This window comes from Pseudomonas sp. G11 (genome assembly GCF_029457515.1).
Lineage (GTDB): Bacteria > Pseudomonadota > Gammaproteobacteria > Pseudomonadales > Pseudomonadaceae > Aquipseudomonas > Aquipseudomonas gorinensis.
The window spans coordinates 6,252,514-6,269,217 of sequence record NZ_CP120377.1 but is presented as its reverse complement, the minus strand read 5'-3'; the positions used below and the strand labels follow the sequence as shown (position 1 = coordinate 6,269,217).

Sequence of the window (16,704 nt, the reverse complement as noted above, 5' to 3'; positions counted from 1 at the left end):
TGAGCGTATCGGCCTGCTGCAAGAGCAAACCGCCGGCCTCTAAATCGCTGTGTGACTGGGGCGACTCCATGGCTGACCCGCCTGGACTCTACGCACCATTCGGTTGAGGCGTTGGTGGCTCGATTGCTGCCGCAGTTGAGCCCATCAGCCGCGACATAATGCCTTTAGAGGCCGGCTCGGCGGGTGCGGTTTCAAACCTGCGCGCCCTCATCCCCCATCCCGGCGCAAACCCAGGGAAAAACACCAGCCCCTCCGCCTCCAGGCGAAACGCCAGGGTCAGGCGGGTTTCATCGTCCACGTCGCCGTTGTTCTCGAATTGTTGAATCGCCGCCACCGACACGCCGGCCTGACGGGACAGGTCTTCGCGGCTCCAACCCAGCATCACGCGGGCCTGGACGCTGTGCTTGGCGGTGAATTGATGCAGGACAATCTGCTGTTCTACGAAAGAGCTCATTGCCAGAGAGGACATGGGTTGTCTCCAGGGTTCGACGGGGAAGGCAAACTATACTGTGTTTTTGTACAGTTGTTTCGACCGCTCATCAACTGGATTCTTAACCACCTGCTATTCCAGCATCGGCACTTCCCGAATAATCAGGTGGTCCAGGTTCTCGATATTGGCGCTGAATACCCCGAACGTCTGTTCCGGGTTTTTCTTGCTCGGCACTTGCTTGAGCGCCGGCGTCACCCCGTAGAAGAAGCAATACAGCGGCCGTTCGCTGCTGGCCGCGGCCTTGATCTGCTCCAGGAACGCCTTGCGCTTGCGGTAGTTCTCGATGAGTTTCTTGCTCAGGTAGACGTTGACCGAATAGGGCTTCTTGTCGAGCCAGACCTTCTTTTCAAAGTCGATGCGAAAACTGCTGGTGTAGTCCTTGATCGCTTTGATCTTGCCCCAGTAGATCAGGCCGTGGTTGTCCTGCAGGTACTCGATTTTCTTGAAAAACGCCCAGTAGGTCGCGCTGTGCTCGCCGATCTTCAGCGGCATCGCCTTGAGCTTATCCTTGTGGTCGATATTCGACACATAGCATTCCACCGGGTGGGCGAACACGCTGGTTTTATCCGGGGTGCTGTCGCTGGCGCTGACGGCTGCGGGGGGGCGGCCTGAAGGTGTTTGCGCGGGTGCTTGCGGGGCTTGCCCCTCGGCGTCGACGACCGGAGTGATGCGCGCGTAGGTACGCCGGGTCAGGACAAATTCCGATGGGAAGTTGTCCTCGCGCGCGTCGTCGCTTTCGCCTGCCGCTGGCTTGTGGCTGCTGGCATAGCGGCAACCCTCGATATGCTCGGTGCTGGGCGTGTTCTTGAAATGCGGGGTGCGCTGGTAGTTGACGTTCTTGGCGTTGTACGTGCCCAGCACGTTGCCCGTTTCAAAGGCTGCGCGGCAGGCGTCGTTGGGGCAGAGGAAACGGTCCTTGTCGGAGTCGTACGCGGCGGTTTCGTCGAAGTTCAGCTCTCGTACGTCGTAGATCGATAGCTTGTCGTCGAGACTCACGCTGTAGGCCGTGTCGAATTTCATGAGGCTCGGGTCCGTGAGAGGGATAACCGGATATTACGCAAATATCAGCCGTGGCAGCGATCAAATGTGCGGGCTGGCCGAAGGGGGGCTAGCCGCCACGCGGCGTCCGCTCAGGAAGCACAGTGTGCCGCCGAGGGCAGTGAGTGCGCCCAGGGCATAAAACATGCTGGTGGGCGCCGCGTTGATCAGCAAATACCCGCAAATCACCGGGCTCATCGCCCCGCCAAACGCGGCCAGGTTCTGTGCCCCGTAGTAACTGCCGCGCAGGGCATCCGGGGCGATGGTGTCGATAAACAGGAACTCGGACGGGTAGATGATCATCTCGCCCAGGGTGAACACAAACATCGCCAGGCACCAGGTGAGCAAGCTGTCGGCCAGGCTGAAGCCGATCAACCCAAGCATGAACAGCAAAGTGCCCAGCACGATCCAGTAGCGCAATTGCTCACGCTTGAGAAACCGCCCGATCTGGTACTGCATCGCGATGACGGTCATGGCGTTACACGCCAGCACCGCCGACAGAATCTTCAGCGCCTCGGCCGGCTTGTAGGCCACCAGCAGAAACTGCGACAGATACAACGTATAGCGCCCGTGGACAATGGTGCTCAGCAGGCTGCCGCTGGTGAACAGAATCAACGTGCGGTCGCTGCGCAAGGTGCGCAGGGTACTGAGAAAACTCAAGGGTCTGTGGCTGTCATCCCGTTGCGTCGGCGGGATACCGATCATCAGGAACACGCTACCAAAGGCAATCGCGCTGGCGATCAGGAAGGGCGCCAGTTGCATGTGGCCGGCAATCACCACGCCGACCATCGGGCCGGTGGCGTAGCCGACATTGGTCAGGGTATAGCGCAGGGAAAACACCTTGGCGCGATCGCCCACCGGCAGGTTCTCGCTGATGATGGCTTTGGAGCCGATCAGGAACAGCGCTGACGCTGCTTCGGTGATGACCAGGGTCAGGGTGGTGAGGTAGAGGTTGCTGGCAAACGTCAGTAACAGAAAGCCGATGGCGCTGGAGAGCATGGCCAGGATCAGCAGCTTGCGCTTTTCCAGGCGGTCGATGATATAGCCGCCATACAGGCCCAGCAGTGTGGCGATAAACACCGCGATGCCCATCAGCAGGCCGATGTCCTGCTGGTTGAGGCCCAGGCGCGTGCTCAGCAGCAGCGCCAGCAGTGGGCTGGTCATGGCGCGGCTGACCACGATGGTCACCGAGCAAATCATCAGGCGGCGGATTACCAGGGAGTAGGTGGCCACGGTGGGGCGGATGTCCTTGTCAGGTGCCTTGGTGTTCTGTAGGAGCGAGCTTGCTCGCGAAGATCGTCAACGATAGCGCGGGCTTTCTGATTGCCCGCGGTGCTCTCGGGTTTTTCGCGAGCAAGCTCGCTCCTACAGTGGGGACGGGTTACTGGCCGGCGTTGATGCTGATCTTCTCGACCGCACCCTGTTCCAGATCCCACTTCTTCAGGATCTTGCCGTAGGTCCCGTCATCGATCATGCCCTGCAACGCCTCACTGATCGCCGTGACCAGCCCGGTGTTGCTCTTCTCGATCCCCAGCCCGGTGAACTGCTTGGAAATCGCCAGGCCCACCGGCTTGTACTTGCCCTTGTCCAACGACATCAAATAAGGAATCGTCTCGCTGCCCTGCATCGCCGCGTCCAGGCGGTTCTGCTGCAACTGCGCCCGCGCATCCGCCGAGCCTTCAGTGCCGATCACCACGATGGCGGGTTTACCCGCGGCTTCGCAGTTTTCCTTGCTCCACGCGGCAATTTCCGACGGCCAGGTGGTGCGGCGGCTGGTGCCGACTTTTTTACCGCACAGGTCGGTCAGTTCCTTGATCTCTTCACGCTTGGCCAGGGTGTACAGCTGCGGGCCGCTGGTGAAGTAGTCGATGAAGGTCACGGATTTCTGGCGCTCGGCGGTGTCGCTCATGCCCGACAGCACGATGTCCACGCGCTTGGTGGTCAAGCCGCTGAGCATTTGCTCGAAGCCGGTTTCCTGCCACTTGATCTTCACACCCAGGCGCTCGGCCAGGGCGTTGCCCAGGTCGAAGTCGAAGCCGGTGAGCTTATTGGTGGCCGGGTCCTTGAAATCCATCGGCGGGTAGTTCGGCACGATGGCCGCGCTGATCTCACCCTTGTCCTTGATTGCCGCCGGCAATGCCGCCAATACACCGGTGGAGGCCATTAGGCCTGCGAGCAACGTTGGGATGAACAATTTTTTCATGGGGGCGTTCTCGTTAGTTTTTTAGTTAAGTGCGAACGGCAGAAATAAAGCTTTGGGTACGCGGGTTTTGTGGGCTTATTAGAATTTCTTCAGGGCTGCCGGCTTCCACAATCTGGCCTGCATCCATAAACACCATGCGGTTGGACACTTCGCGGGCGAAGCCCAACTCATGGGTGACCACGATCATGGTCATGCCGGTGGTGGCCAAATCGCGCATCACCGACAGCACTTCTCCTACCAGCTCCGGGTCGAGGGCTGAGGTGGGTTCGTCAAACAACATCAACTTGGGGCGCATCGCCAACGCGCGGGCAATCGCCACACGCTGCTGTTGCCCACCGGACAATTCCACCGGGTAGGCATTGCGCTTGTCCGCCAGGCCAACGCGGGCGAGCAACTCCAGGGCGTCCTCCGTGGCTTCCTTGGGCGAGCGCTTGAGCACCTGGCACGGGCCTTCGACGATGTTCTGCAACACGGTCATGTGCGGGAACAAATTGAAGCGCTGGAACACCATGCCGGTGGCCAGGCGTTGGCGCGCGATCTGCACTTCATTCATCTCATGCAGCTTGTTGCCGACCACGCGGTAACCCACCAGTTCGCCGTCGACCCACAGGCCGCCCTTGTCGATTTTTTCCAGCTGGTTGACGCAGCGCAGCAGGGTGCTTTTACCCGAGCCCGACGGGCCGATGATGCACATGACTTCGCCTTGCTCGACCTCGATATTGATGTCGCGCAACGCGTGATACTGGTCGTAATACTTGTTCAGGTTGACGGCCTTGACGATGCTTCTCATGGGGCAAATCTCCTCAACCCAGACTTACGAACGCTTGCCGGCGCCGCGGGCAAAACGACGCTCGAGGCGGCTTTGACCAAATGAAAGAACAGTCACCACCGCCAGGTACCAGATGCCGGCGACGATCAGCAGCTCCATGACCCGGGCGTTGGCGTAGTAGATGTTTTGCGCGTTGTGCAGCAGCTCCGAGTACTGGATCACGCTGGCCAGGCTGGTCATTTTCACCATGCTGATGAACTCGTTGCCTACCGGTGGAATGATCACCCGCATGGCCTGCGGCAGAATGATCCTGCGCAGCGCCTGCAGGCTCGGCATGCCGATAGACTTGGCCGCTTCGTACTGGCCGGTATCCACCGACAGCAGGCCGGCGCGCACCACCTCGGCGGTGTAGGCGCCCTGGTTGATGCTCAAGCCGAGCAGGGCGGCCACGAATGGCGTCATCAGGTCGACGGTGTCGATGCTGAACAGGCCGGGGATCGCGATCACCGGGAAGATCAACGCCAGGTTGAACCACAGCAGCAACTGCAAAATCAGCGGTGTACCGCGGAACAGCCAGGTGTAGGTGATGGCCACGTAACGCAGGATCGGGTTGGCCGACATGCGCATGATCGCCGTGATCACCCCGATCACCACGCCCAGCGCCATCGCCAGGATCGACATGACGATGGTATTCACCAGGCCCCAAATGATGGCCTCAGACGTGAGGAACTGACCGATGTAGGACCATTCGATTTGGCCATTGGCAAACGCGCGCAACAGCGCGGCCAACACGATCACGATCAAGGTGGCAAAAAACATCCGCCCGTAATAGCGACGTGGTACGTGCTCATACTGCGTGATATCGAACTGGTTCTCGGACAACTTACGCTCAGCTTCCAAGCGCTCGGCCGGGGTTTGGTTCATGGTTCTACTCCAAATGCTGTACACAGCCTTCCACTGTAGGAGCCAGCTTGCTCGCGAAGATCGTCAACGATAACGCGGGAAACCTGATGCCCCGCGGTGTTCCTGGGTTCTTCGTGAGCGAGCTCGCTCCTACAAGGTGAAGGTGTTCAAATTCTGAAACCGGTGTAGGTGTCGGCCCATTGCTGCTGAGCAGCCAATGCCGTTTTCAACCGCCCAATCTGCTCCCGCACCCGCTCTGGCGCCGTCCCACCCCATCCACTGCGTGCCGCAATCGCCGCTTCCAGGGTCAGGCAATCGCGCACCTCTGGCGTCAACCGCGCATCCACCTCCGCCAGCATTGCCGGCGAGGCTTCCCACAACTCAATCTCATGCTTCTCGCAGGCCTGCACCAAGGCGCCGGTAATCTCATGGGCCTCCTTGAACGGCACGCCACGGGTGGCCAACCAATCCGCCACTTCCGTCGCCAAGGTAAAGCCCATCGGTGCCTGGCGCCGCAGCTCCTCCACCTGGACCTTCATGGTCGCGACCATCCCGGCCATCGCCGGCAGTACCAGCAACAAGGTGTCCACACTGTCCAACACGCTGTGTTTGTCCTCGCTCAAATCGCGGTTGTACGACAGCGGCAAGGATTTGAGCGTCGACATCAGCCCGGTCAGGTTGCCGATCAACCGCCCAGCCTTGCCCCGGGCCAATTCAGCAATGTCCGGGTTCTTTTTCTGCGGCATGATCGAACTGCCGGTGGCGTAGGCATCGTCCAATACCACCCAACGAAACTGGCGCGACGACCACAGGCAAAACTCCTCCGACAGCCGCGAAATATTCACTCCGAGCATGCCCGCCACAAACAGGAACTCCGCCACATGGTCGCGACTGGCGACGGCATCGATCGAGTTTTCGCACGGCCCGGTGTAGCCCATTTCCTTGGCTGAATGTTCCGGCTGTCGCGCAATCGCCGAGCCGGCCATCGCCGCCGCACCCAACGGTGACAACGCCGTACGCGCATCCCAATCCACCAGGCGCTGGACATCGCGCAACATCGACTGCGCGTGGGCCAGCAAGTGATGGGCGAACACGATGGGTTGCGCCTGCTGCAAATGGGTAAAGCCTGGGCAGATGCTCTCGACATGCTGCTCAGCCTGTTCCACCAACGCCTGCTGCAGACCCAACACCTCGGTGGTGATGGTGCGCGCATGGTCGCGTAGGAAAAGGCGCAGATCGTTGGCGGTTTGATCATTACGCGAACGCCCGGCGCGCAGCTTGCCGCCCAATGCGCCCAGGCGTTCGGTCAAGACGCGTTCGATAAAGGTGTGTACGTCCTCGTCATCCAGGGTGGGATGCAGGCGGCCGGCGGCGAAGTCTTCACCGATGCGGTCCAGGGCCTCGAGGGTGCGCAAGGTCTCCGATTCATCCAGCAGACCGGCGCGCTGCAACTCACGGGCATGGGCACGGGAGCCGGCCAGGTCGTAGGGCGTCAGGCGAAAATAGCGCTCAGGGCAACGGGACAATGCGGCCAACGCAGCAGACGGACCGGTCTTGAAACGAGCGCCCCAAAGGCGGTCGGTGGGCTGGGACATGGGTATTCCTCACGCTTGTTTTTAGAAGAGTCGGAGGCAGTAAAAAAAGGTTTTCAACTAAACTGAACCGGCGTCTGACGCGCCGTATTCAAGGTTGCCAAGGGCGGATGTTTATGTTCATTATCGCCGCCTGGCTATGTTCAAGGATTGGGTTGAAGCCTGTTGAATATGGCACTTGAGGTCAACGCGTATTATGGAAACTCCACTTTCCACTTCTGGAAACCTACCGCCAAAACCCGGCACAAGACCGCCCCTGCAACTCAGTGGTTTGGATTTCAAACTGCTGCGGGTATTTATGGCCGTGGTCGAAGCTGGCGGCTTCAGCGCTGCGCAAAACGAGCTGAACGTGGGCCTGGCGGCCATCAGCAAACAGATCTCCGACTTGGAAATCCGCATCGGCATGCGCCTGTGCACACGGGGCCGAGAAGGCTTCGGGCTGACCGAAGAAGGCAAGTTGGTGTATCAAGCGTCCATCGAGTTATTTACCTCGGTAGACAGTTTCAGAGACAAGCTTAGTTCGGCGCAAAATGAACTCATCGGCGACCTTAGTGTGGGCGTTATTGATAACACTGTCTCCGACGTTAATTCACCGCTGATTGCCGCGCTTGGCAACTTACATAGCCAATCACCAAAAATAAGATTACGCCTGCATGCCTCGCAATTGGACGAAGTTGAACGCGGTGTGGTGGAAGGGCGCTTGATTGTCGGCATCGTCCCCGTGTACCAGCGCCGCGAAGAGTTCGACTACTTCCCGCTCTACGAAGAAAAGGCCCACGCCTACTGTGCCGTAGGACATCCGCTCTTCACCGCGAACGACATTACGCCCGAGGTGCTGCGCCAATATGAAGTGGTCAACCATCGGTATGCGATCCATCGCGACAAGGCCACCTTCGTCAATTACGACAGCCAGTCCGCCTCGGCCTCGCAAGTCGAAGCCGTCGCTATCCTGATCCTCACCGGTCGTTTCCTCGGCTTCCTGCCGGAACACTACGCCGCGCCATTGGTAAGGGAAGGGCGCCTACGCGCACTGTGCCCGGAACACGTGCACCTGAGCACCGTCTTCAACCTGATCCTGCGCCACAACGCGCCAAGAAGTCCGCTGGTAAAAGCCTTTGCCACCGCCCTGGGCGTAGACCTCAAAGCGACGACATAACGTTCACGACAAACGCCGATCTACCGGATCACAGAAATCAAATGTGGGAGGTCTCGAGCTTTAGCGAGGCACCGATGGCATCGACTCGGTGTTCCAGCCGATCCCCATTACCCGCATCACCGCTGCAACCGAGCCCGCTTTTTCTTCTTCGCATGAAAATGCCGAAAATGCGCATCCTGCGCCGCCGCCAGCAGCTCCCGATCCCCGCGTGTATCGCCCCAGGCCCGCAGCCGATACTCCCCCAGGTCCCCATACACCGCCTCGAGCCGCAGCACCTTATTCTCACAGCGGCAATTATTCCCGGTGAGCTTGCCGGTCAACACCCCGTCGACCACCTCAAGCTCAGTCCCGATCAACTTGATCCCCAGCCGATTCGCAAACGGCTGCAGCACCAACGCCGGCGACGCTGAACACAACGTGACCTCCGCCCCGGAGCCCAACTCATGCTCCACCGACAACACCCCCGCCGGGCGCATCAACCGCGCCCAATTGCGTTGGCAATACTCCTCGGCCTTCTGCTGCACCCACGCCTTCTCCACCCCGGTCATAAAGGTGCGGATCAACTGCGCCTTCAACTCATCCCGGCTGATCTGCCGCACCAAAAAACGCAGCCCAGGCACCGCCAGCTTGACCATCCGGCCATAAAACTCGCCAGGGCCAAAGGCAAACTTGAGGAAGGGCACGAAACTGTCGTGGTGGGTCAGGGTGCCGTCGAAGTCAAAGACGGAAAGTACTTTGGCGTCAGCGGGGCCGGCTTCGAGCATGTCTGGGTTCACGGGTTGGCCTCGGTCCTATCTAGTATTTTTTTGAGTGTGCATCAGGTGTGACAGCAGGAGTTTACTCCCGTGCCAATCTTCCGACCTTGGCGTAAAGCCCCTCGGTGAAAGCCTCCCGGTCAGTCGACCGGTGACAACGCTGATGGCAATTGGGGCACAAGGCTACAGCATTGGTGATGCGATCCGAACCCTTCTGGGCGAGGTGCTTGACGTGATGTACTTCAAGAAATGGCAAGCCGTCGACCTCGAACGGCGCGTTAGAGCCGCAGCCTTCGCAGATGCCCTTGGCTTCTTTCAGTACCCAGGCGCGGACTTTTAGGGCTCGACCGCAGCTGCAAGCTCCGCGTCAGTGAACTCGCATAAAAAAGCCCCGAACAAGTCAGGGCTTCTTGGTGTTGCTGTGTTAAGGAATCAATCCCAGCTCAACGCACCACCCGTCTGATACTCAATCACCCGGGTCTCAAAGAAGTTCTTCTCTTTCTTCAAATCCATAATCTCGCTCATCCACGGGAACGGATTCGTCGTCCCTGGATACTCTTCCTTCAAACCAATCTGCGACAGGCGACGGTTAGCGATGAACTTGAGGTAATCCTCCATCATCGCCGCGTTCATACCCAGCACACCGCGCGGCATGGTATCGCGCGCATATTCGATCTCCAGCTGCGTCCCTTGCAGGATCATCTGGGTCGCTTCTTCCTTCATCTCGGCATCCCACAAATGTGGGTTTTCGATTTTGATCTGGTTGATCACATCGATACCGAAGTTCAGGTGCATCGACTCGTCGCGCAGGATGTATTGGAACTGCTCGGCGACGCCGGTCATTTTGTTGCGGCGGCCCATGGACAGGATCTGGGTGAAGCCGCAGTAGAAGAAGATGCCTTCCAGCACGCAGTAGTAGGCGACCAGGTTGCGCAGCAGTTCCTTGTCGGTGTCGACGGTGCCGGTTTCGAACTTCGGATCGGAGATCGAACGGGTGTACTTCAGGCCCCAGGCGGCTTTTTTCGCCACCGATGGGATCTCGTGGTACATGTTGAAGATCTCGCCTTCATCCATGGCCAACGATTCGATGCAGTACTGGTAGGCGTGGGTGTGGATCGCTTCTTCGAAGGCCTGGCGCAGGATGTACTGGCGGCACTCCGGGTTGGTGATCAGGCGGTACACGGCCAGGACCAGGTTGTTCGCAACCAGGGAGTCGGCGGTGGAGAAGAAGCCCAGGTTGCGCATGACGATGCGGCGCTCGTCGTCGGTCAGGCCTTCGGGGTTTTTCCACAGGGCGATGTCGGCGGTCATGTTGACCTCTTGCGGCATCCAGTGGTTGGCGCAGCCGTCGAGGTACTTCTGCCAGGCCCAGTCGTACTTGAAGGGCACGAGTTGGTTGAGGTCGGCGCGGCAGTTGATCATGCGTTTTTCGTCAACGGCGACGCGGGCGGAAGCGCCTTCGAGTTCGGCGAGGCCTTCGGCGACGTCGAGTTTGTCCAGGGCCGCCTTGGCGCGCACGATGGCGGCGGAGTCACTGGCGGTGACGGCGCGGGCTTCGATGGCGGCAGCGGCGCCGGCACCGTCGAGGCGGTCCATGTTGGCTTCGGTGGCGTGGCCGGCGTTGGCGCCTTTGGTGGCTACTTCGCCGTCTTCTTCTTTGTCGAATTCGTCCCAGCTCAGCATGACGTGTCGTCTCCTGCGTGAGGGCTCAAAGGTGCCCGTGTGAAACCGGATGGTTGGGTGTTCACACGACCCTCGGGCCGCGGTGGATCTTAAGGAATCGTTTGTTGCAACCGCTGGCGCAGGCATTAAACGGAATAGGGTCACGGGTGCTCTGCGTGAGGCTTGAGAGGCGGAGCGACAGGTGCATGCTCCAGCGCAGGCTCAGGTCTGGCTCTTCATCCCAGTGTAAAGGGATATTGCAGGCCCGATTTACCCGCGCATTATAGGGAAAAATTCGACTTTGTGTTGCGGCGGATGGTCTCGGAGGAGGGCCGCAATGGCGTGGTTTTCGGCCAAAGCGTGTGTTTGCAAGGCTTTGCTGGGGTTGGTTTTTTTTGAGGGGCGATGAGTGGCTTTTTGCGGGGCGGATGCAGGGGGGGCGGGGCGTAGGGGGTAATAGCGTAATAGAGGTGCGTCGGCTGACGCTATCGGGGGTAAGCCCCCTCCCACATTTGGTCTGCGGGGGGTCAAAGGCCGGTTCTTGGCCGCAAGAACGATTTCTTGCGGCAAACAAGATCAAGTTCAAATTGAACTAACGAAGTGTTTATCCGTTAGAGCAACCATTGCCCATAACCTTGTAATTAAGAATGTGGCGCTGACCTTGGGAATCTTCATATTCCATTTTTACCGGTACCACTTCGCAAACTTCTGGAATGGTGCTCATGGACAATACTTTGGCCACGTCCAGTTTGGTGCTGTAGGTGTAGTCCTCGACAATCGGGGCTTTCTGGCCGGCCAGCTCAGTCGGGGCCTCATCGGCCAGGGCGGCGGTGGCGCACAAGCTGCTGAGGGCCATAACTAATAAAGCTTTCATTTCTCTATTTACCTTCTTCAGGGCGAAAGGGGTCACGGGGCCTTTGTGAGGCCACGTGTGTAACTTAGGGTTGGTAAGTTCGGATTAACGTGCCTTCGTGGGGGCTGTTACGTTGTTAATCACAGTGCCTTGTTGGCGGAGTTGATTTTAGGCCCGCAGGTTATATTCATATACCCGTGCTTTTGATAAACACTATTGGCGGTTTTTGTAACAATCCCGTGGTAAAGGTTTTTTCATCAGGCAGCCAAGCCACGCAGGCCGCGGGCCAGAGGCCCGTAGAGGGATAGCAGGGCAATTTGTAGGGTCTTGTTACTACCATCGTCGAATGGTTCTATAGGCCCACCCCGGCTACAACTGGGCCATACAACAACAACTATGTCACCGAGGTAAGAAAGATGAGTGCGGCTTCCCTGTACCCCGTTCGCCCCGAAACAGTCGCCAACACGCTGACCGACGAGGCGACCTACAAGGCCATGTACCAGCAGTCGGTGGTCAACCCCGATGGTTTCTGGCGTGAGCAAGCCAAGCGCCTTGACTGGGTCAAGCCTTTCACCGCGGTGAAGCAGACCTCTTTTGACGATCACCATGTCGACATCAAGTGGTTCGCTGATGGCACCCTGAACGTTTCCTACAACTGCCTGGACCGTCACCTCGCCGAGCGTGGCGACCAGGCAGCGATCATCTGGGAGGGCGATGACCCTGCCGAGAGCCGCACCATCACCTATCGCGAGCTGCATGAAGAAGTCTGCAAGTTCGCCAACGCCCTGCGTGGCCAGGATGTGCACCGCGGCGACGTGGTGACTATCTATATGCCAATGATCCCTGAAGCGGTGGTCGCCATGCTGGCTTGTGCCCGCATCGGGGCGATCCACTCGGTGGTATTTGGCGGCTTCTCACCGGAGGCCCTGGCCGGTCGCATCATCGACTGTAAGTCGAAAGTGGTGATCACTGCTGACGAAGGTATCCGCGCCGGTAAGAAAATTCCGCTGAAGGCCAACGTCGACGACGCGCTGACCAACCCGGAAACCAGCAGCATCCAGAAAGTCATTGTGTGCAAGCGCACCAATGGCAGCATCAAGTGGAACCAGCATCGCGACATCTGGTACGAAGACCTGATGAAAGTTGCGGGCACCGTGTGCGCGCCAAAAGAGATGGGCGCCGAAGAAGCGCTGTTCATCCTTTATACCTCCGGCTCCACCGGCAAGCCTAAAGGCGTGCAGCACACCACCGGCGGCTACCTGTTGTACGCGGCCCTGACCCACGAGCGCGTGTTCGACTATCGCCCAGGCGAAATCTTCTGGTGCACCGCCGACGTCGGCTGGGTCACTGGCCACACCTATATCGTCTACGGCCCGTTGGCCAATGGCGCGACCACGCTGCTGTTCGAAGGCGTGCCGAACTACCCGGATATCACCCGGGTGGCGAAGATCGTCGACAAGCACAAGGTCAATATCCTCTACACCGCACCGACCGCGATCCGCGCAATGATGGCCTCCGGCACCGCCGCCTGCGAAGGCGCCGATGGCAGCAGCCTGCGCCTGCTCGGTTCGGTGGGTGAGCCGATTAACCCGGAAGCGTGGGACTGGTACTACAAGAACGTGGGTCAATCCCGTTGCCCGATCGTCGATACCTGGTGGCAGACCGAAACCGGCGCCACCCTGATGAGCCCGCTGCCAGGCGCCCATGCGCTCAAGCCGGGTTCGGCGGCACGGCCGTTCTTCGGCGTGGTACCGGCCTTGGTGGACAACCTGGGCAACATCATCGAAGGTCCTGCCGAAGGCAACCTGGTGATTCTCGACTCGTGGCCAGGCCAGGCCCGTACCCTGTACGGCGACCATGACCGTTTCGTCGACACGTACTTCAAGACCTTCCGTGGCATGTACTTCACGGGTGACGGTGCCCGTCGCGATGAAGATGGTTACTGGTGGATCACCGGCCGTGTGGATGACGTGTTGAACGTGTCTGGCCACCGCATGGGCACCGCCGAGATCGAAAGTGCCATGGTTGCCCACCCGAAAGTCGCGGAAGCGGCGGTGGTGGGTGTGCCGCACGACATCAAGGGCCAGGGCATCTATGTCTACGTCACGCTGAAAAACGGCGAAGAGCCGAACGAAGCGCTGCGTCTGGAGCTGAAGAACTGGGTCCGCAAGGAAATCGGCCCGATCGCTTCGCCGGATGTGATCCAGTGGGCACCGGGCTTGCCGAAGACGCGCTCGGGCAAGATCATGCGGCGTATCCTGCGCAAGATCGCCACGGCCGAGTACGACGGGCTGGGGGATATTTCCACCTTGGCTGATCCGAGTGTGGTGGCGCATTTGATCGAGACGCACAAGACCATGAACGCCGCGTAACGCGGGGTAGGTGGGAAAGAGCCCCATTCGGTGTATGCCGAGTGGGGCTTTTTTTGTGGTCTCTCAAAACCACTGAGGATCCCATGTGGGAGGGGGCTTGCCCCGATAGCGCCGGGTCAGCTCACAAATAAGTGACTGACTACCGCTATCGGGAGCAAGCCCCCTCCCACATTTGGATCTCCACCAGTCAAATAAATATCGGTTTCCCTGGTAGGACGTTTCTGAATGTTACTGTCACCTCTAAATGTGTAACCCTATGCTCGAACATGAGGCAAAGGGCTACGCTCATGCCCTGAAAAACCGCGTTTTAGACACCCCCAGAAATAAGATTAAACGCCAGACTTGCCGTGCCAGAAGGGTTTGCGAATAATAGGCCCGCAATTTGCAGTATCAATAGGTTTAATGTCTTTTGCCTCTGCATAAAATTCAGAGGCTGTCAATGTGCTGGAACCGCTTTCTCGGTGCTTCTGTAAATTGTTGTCGCATTGAGGAAATATCGGCTTCCGGCCTGTCGTTAGAATGCCGATCACTCGCTCGTCGTCGCAGGTGTAGCCCGCGTAGGACGCAGCACCGCTATTCGGTTTCACTCAGTCGCATCGTGGGCCATGGCTCATACTGCTGTTTTGCCCTATACCGATGGAGTCCCAAGATGAAGAAACTCGTGCTGTTGGGCGCCCTGGCGCTGTCCGTGCTGTCCATGCAGGCTTTCGCTGAAGGCAAGCCTCTGAAAATTGGTATCGAAGCGGCTTACCCTCCGTTTGCCTCGAAGGCGCCGGATGGCAGCATCGTCGGTTTTGACTACGACATCGGCAACGCCCTGTGCGAAGAGATGAAGGTCAAGTGCACCTGGGTCGAGCAGGAGTTCGACGGCCTGATCCCGGCGCTGAAAGTGCGCAAGATCGACGCGATCCTGTCGTCCATGTCCATCACCGAAGACCGCAAGAAGTCCGTGGACTTCACCAACCGCTACTACCTGACCCCAGCGCGCCTGGTGTTGAAGGAAGGCACTGCGGTCAGCGACAGCCTGGTTGAACTCAAAGGCAAGAAGATCGGTGTGCAGCGCGGTTCGATCCATGACCGTTTCGCCAAGGAAGTCCTGGAGCCTAAAGGCGCCACCATCGTTCCTTACGGCACCCAGAACGAAATCTACCTGGACGTGGCTGCCGGTCGCCTCGACGGTACCGTGGCCGACGCGACCCTGCTGCAGGACGGCTTCCTGAAGACTGACGCCGGCAAAGGCTACGCGTTCGTGGGCCCAGCCTTCACCGACGTCAAATACTTCGGCGACGGCGTAGGTATTGCCGTACGCAAGGGTGACAAGGAAAACCTGGAGCGCATCAACGCCGCTATTGCCGCGATCCGCGCCAATGGCAAGTACAAGCAAATCCAGGACAAGTACTTCGACTTCGATATTTACGGCGCTGACGCCAAGTAATTCATCGCAGCTGTCTGTCCGAAATGGCGCAAGCAACAGAATTCCTGCGGTTTGCGCCATTTTTTCATCCCCCTTTTCGAGGACCTGAATCATGTTGAAAGGCTACGGGGCCGTCATCCTCGATGGCGCATGGTTGACGCTTCAGCTCGCCTTGTCGTCCATGGCCTTGGCCATTGTTCTGGGTCTGATCGGGGTCGCGTTACGCCTGTCGCCGGTGCGCTGGTTGGCCTGGCTGGGTGACTTGTACTCCACGGTGATCCGCGGGATCCCCGACCTGGTGCTGATCCTGCTGATTTTCTACGGCGGCCAGGACTTGCTTAACCGCGTCGCGCCGTTGCTCGGCTATGACGACTATATCGACTTGAACCCCTTGGCCGCCGGTATCGGCACCCTGGGTTTCATCTTTGGCGCCTACCTCTCGGAAACCTTCCGTGGCGCCTTCATGGCCATCCCCAAGGGCCAGGCCGAAGCCGGCCTTGCGTATGGCATGAGCAGCTTCCAGGTGTTTTTCCGGGTGATGGTGCCGCAGATGATCCGGCTGGCGATCCCCGGGTTTACCAACAACTGGCTGGTACTCACCAAGGCCACCGCGCTGATTTCGGTGGTGGGCCTGCAAGACATGATGTTCAAGGCCAAGCAGGCGGCAGATGCCACCCGCGAGCCTTTTACCTTCTTCCTCGCAGTGGCGGCGATGTACCTGGTGATCACCAGCGTGTCGTTGCTGGCCTTGCGTCATCTTGAGAAGCGCTACTCGGTAGGCGTAAGGGCGGCTGATCTATGATCTTCGACTACAACGTCATCTGGGAGGCCATGCCGCTGTACCTCGGCGGCCTGGTGACCACCCTGAAATTGCTGGCTTTGTCGCTGTTCTTCGGCCTGCTCGCCGCCTTGCCCCTGGGCTTGATGCGTGTGTCCAAGCAGCCGATTGTCAACGGCATTGCCTGGCTCTACACCTACGTGATCCGCGGCACGCCGATGCTGGTGCAGCTGTTCTTGATCTACTACGGGCTGGCCCAATTCGAAGCCGTACGCGAGAGCTTCCTGTGGCCGCTGCTGTCCAGCGCCACCTTCTGCGCGTGCCTGGCCTTTGCAATCAACACCAGTGCCTACACGGCCGAAATCATTGCCGGTAGCCTCAAGGCCACCCCGAATGGCGAGATTGAAGCGGCCAAGGCCATGGGCATGTCGCGCTACAAGCTGTACCGCCGCATCCTGTTGCCATCGGCCCTGCGCCGCGCACTGCCGCAGTACAGCAACGAAGTGATCATGATGCTGCAGACCACCAGCCTGGCATCCATCGTCACCCTGATCGACATCACCGGTGCCGCACGCACGGTGAACGCGCAGTACTACCTGCCGTTCGAAGCCTATATCACCGCTGGCGCGTTCTACCTGTGCCTGACCTTTATCCTGGTGCGCCTGTTCAAGTTGGCCGAGCGCCGCTGGCTGAGCTACCTGGCTCCACGGAAGCACTGA

General features: G+C 59.1%; 15 protein-coding genes and 2 pseudogenes. 6 read left to right on the top strand and 11 right to left on the bottom strand.

Annotation, left to right across the window (positions count from 1 at the left end):
* Positions 1–88 precede the first annotated feature (88 nt).
* The 6 genes from P2T68_RS28800 to P2T68_RS28770 all read right to left on the bottom strand — a co-directional run bounded on the left by P2T68_RS28800 (position 89) and on the right by P2T68_RS28770 (position 5,424).
* Positions 89–469 (bottom strand): helix-turn-helix transcriptional regulator, encoded by a 381-nt coding sequence (locus tag P2T68_RS28800; protein ID WP_024077027.1) that lies wholly within the window; start codon positions 467–469, stop codon positions 89–91.
* Between the two features lie 93 nt (positions 470–562).
* A complete protein-coding gene (locus tag P2T68_RS28795; RefSeq protein ID WP_193689740.1) occupies positions 563–1,510 on the bottom strand; it encodes a hypothetical protein in 948 nt (315 codons plus the stop codon).
* Between the two features lie 60 nt (positions 1,511–1,570).
* Positions 1,571–2,761 (bottom strand): MFS transporter, encoded by a 1,191-nt coding sequence (locus tag P2T68_RS28790; protein WP_069076871.1) that lies wholly within the window; start codon positions 2,759–2,761, stop codon positions 1,571–1,573.
* 148 nt (positions 2,762–2,909) lie between these two features.
* On the bottom strand, positions 2,910–3,731 hold the full coding sequence (locus P2T68_RS28780) for an ABC transporter substrate-binding protein (RefSeq protein ID WP_024077024.1): 822 nt from the start codon (positions 3,729–3,731) through the stop codon (positions 2,910–2,912).
* A 25-nt stretch (positions 3,732–3,756) separates the two neighbouring features.
* Positions 3,757–4,521 (bottom strand): amino acid ABC transporter ATP-binding protein, encoded by a 765-nt coding sequence (locus P2T68_RS28775; RefSeq protein WP_024077023.1) that lies wholly within the window; start codon positions 4,519–4,521, stop codon positions 3,757–3,759.
* A gap of 24 nt (positions 4,522–4,545) precedes the next feature.
* Entirely contained in the window at positions 4,546–5,424 is an 879-nt protein-coding gene (locus tag P2T68_RS28770) for an amino acid ABC transporter permease (RefSeq protein WP_024077022.1), read from the bottom strand.
* A 47-nt stretch (positions 5,425–5,471) separates the two neighbouring features.
* Between P2T68_RS28770 and P2T68_RS28765 the strand changes: the two are divergent.
* Positions 5,472–5,558: pseudogene (locus P2T68_RS28765) on the top strand (outer membrane lipoprotein carrier protein LolA); the annotation flags it as partial.
* 12 nt (positions 5,559–5,570) lie between these two features.
* On the opposite strand, the gene argH reads toward P2T68_RS28765, so the two are convergent.
* Entirely contained in the window at positions 5,571–6,998 is a 1,428-nt protein-coding gene (argH, locus tag P2T68_RS28760) for an argininosuccinate lyase (RefSeq protein ID WP_069076869.1), read from the bottom strand.
* A 193-nt stretch (positions 6,999–7,191) separates the two neighbouring features.
* On the opposite strand from argH, the gene P2T68_RS28755 reads away from it, so the two are divergent.
* Positions 7,192–8,151, top strand: a complete 960-nt coding sequence (locus P2T68_RS28755) for a LysR family transcriptional regulator (RefSeq protein WP_069076868.1) — start codon at positions 7,192–7,194, stop codon at positions 8,149–8,151.
* Between the two features lie 116 nt (positions 8,152–8,267).
* Here the strand turns inward: P2T68_RS28755 and P2T68_RS28750 are convergent, their stop codons facing one another.
* From P2T68_RS28750 to P2T68_RS28735, 4 genes and pseudogenes are all read right to left on the bottom strand, one after another.
* Positions 8,268–8,915 carry an HAD-IB family hydrolase gene (locus tag P2T68_RS28750; protein ID WP_069076867.1) on the bottom strand — a complete coding sequence of 216 codons (648 nt, stop codon included), beginning with the start codon at positions 8,913–8,915 and terminating at the stop codon, positions 8,268–8,270.
* Positions 8,916–8,988: 73 nt separating this feature from the next.
* Positions 8,989–9,243, bottom strand: a pseudogene (locus P2T68_RS28745) (HNH endonuclease signature motif containing protein); the annotation flags it as partial.
* 95 nt (positions 9,244–9,338) lie between these two features.
* Positions 9,339–10,589 (bottom strand): ribonucleotide-diphosphate reductase subunit beta, encoded by a 1,251-nt coding sequence (locus tag P2T68_RS28740; protein ID WP_024077017.1) that lies wholly within the window; start codon positions 10,587–10,589, stop codon positions 9,339–9,341.
* A 583-nt stretch (positions 10,590–11,172) separates the two neighbouring features.
* Positions 11,173–11,442, bottom strand: a complete 270-nt coding sequence (locus P2T68_RS28735; RefSeq protein WP_069076866.1) for a DUF2790 domain-containing protein — start codon at positions 11,440–11,442, stop codon at positions 11,173–11,175.
* Between the two features lie 395 nt (positions 11,443–11,837).
* On the opposite strand from P2T68_RS28735, the gene acs reads away from it, so the two are divergent.
* The 4 genes from acs to P2T68_RS28715 all read left to right on the top strand — a co-directional run bounded on the left by acs (position 11,838) and on the right by P2T68_RS28715 (position 16,704).
* Positions 11,838–13,793: an acetate--CoA ligase gene (acs, locus tag P2T68_RS28730; protein WP_024077015.1), complete on the top strand. Its 1,956-nt coding sequence runs from the start codon at positions 11,838–11,840 to the stop codon at positions 13,791–13,793.
* A gap of 649 nt (positions 13,794–14,442) precedes the next feature.
* Complete coding sequence (locus tag P2T68_RS28725) at positions 14,443–15,228, top strand: ABC transporter substrate-binding protein (protein ID WP_024077014.1); 786 nt, start codon at positions 14,443–14,445, stop codon at positions 15,226–15,228.
* A 91-nt stretch (positions 15,229–15,319) separates the two neighbouring features.
* Positions 15,320–16,009 carry an ABC transporter permease gene (locus P2T68_RS28720; protein WP_024077013.1) on the top strand — a complete coding sequence of 230 codons (690 nt, stop codon included), beginning with the start codon at positions 15,320–15,322 and terminating at the stop codon, positions 16,007–16,009.
* Positions 16,006–16,704: an ABC transporter permease gene (locus tag P2T68_RS28715; RefSeq protein WP_024077012.1), complete on the top strand. Its 699-nt coding sequence runs from the start codon at positions 16,006–16,008 to the stop codon at positions 16,702–16,704. Before P2T68_RS28720 ends, P2T68_RS28715 begins: the two co-directional genes overlap by 4 nt.

Excerpts from the sequence above, each read along its gene's own strand:
- argH (WP_069076869.1), bottom strand. The coding sequence starts at position 6,998 with ATGTCCCAGCCCACCGACCGCCTTTGGGGCGCTCGTTTCAAGACCGGT.
- P2T68_RS28740 (WP_024077017.1), bottom strand. The coding sequence starts at position 10,589 with ATGCTGAGCTGGGACGAATTCGACAAAGAAGAAGACGGCGAAGTAGCC.
- P2T68_RS28715 (WP_024077012.1), top strand. The coding sequence starts at position 16,006 with ATGATCTTCGACTACAACGTCATCTGGGAGGCCATGCCGCTGTACCTC.
- P2T68_RS28735 (WP_069076866.1), bottom strand. The coding sequence starts at position 11,442 with ATGAAAGCTTTATTAGTTATGGCCCTCAGCAGCTTGTGCGCCACCGCC.
- P2T68_RS28770 (WP_024077022.1), bottom strand. The coding sequence starts at position 5,424 with ATGAACCAAACCCCGGCCGAGCGCTTGGAAGCTGAGCGTAAGTTGTCC.
- P2T68_RS28755 (WP_069076868.1), top strand. The coding sequence starts at position 7,192 with ATGGAAACTCCACTTTCCACTTCTGGAAACCTACCGCCAAAACCCGGC.
- P2T68_RS28725 (WP_024077014.1), top strand. The coding sequence starts at position 14,443 with ATGAAGAAACTCGTGCTGTTGGGCGCCCTGGCGCTGTCCGTGCTGTCC.
- P2T68_RS28775 (WP_024077023.1), bottom strand. The coding sequence starts at position 4,521 with ATGAGAAGCATCGTCAAGGCCGTCAACCTGAACAAGTATTACGACCAG.
- P2T68_RS28795 (WP_193689740.1), bottom strand. The coding sequence starts at position 1,510 with ATGAAATTCGACACGGCCTACAGCGTGAGTCTCGACGACAAGCTATCG.
- P2T68_RS28750 (WP_069076867.1), bottom strand. The coding sequence starts at position 8,915 with ATGCTCGAAGCCGGCCCCGCTGACGCCAAAGTACTTTCCGTCTTTGAC.
- acs (WP_024077015.1), top strand. The coding sequence starts at position 11,838 with ATGAGTGCGGCTTCCCTGTACCCCGTTCGCCCCGAAACAGTCGCCAAC.
- P2T68_RS28800 (WP_024077027.1), bottom strand. The coding sequence starts at position 469 with ATGTCCTCTCTGGCAATGAGCTCTTTCGTAGAACAGCAGATTGTCCTG.
- P2T68_RS28720 (WP_024077013.1), top strand. The coding sequence starts at position 15,320 with ATGTTGAAAGGCTACGGGGCCGTCATCCTCGATGGCGCATGGTTGACG.
- P2T68_RS28780 (WP_024077024.1), bottom strand. The coding sequence starts at position 3,731 with ATGAAAAAATTGTTCATCCCAACGTTGCTCGCAGGCCTAATGGCCTCC.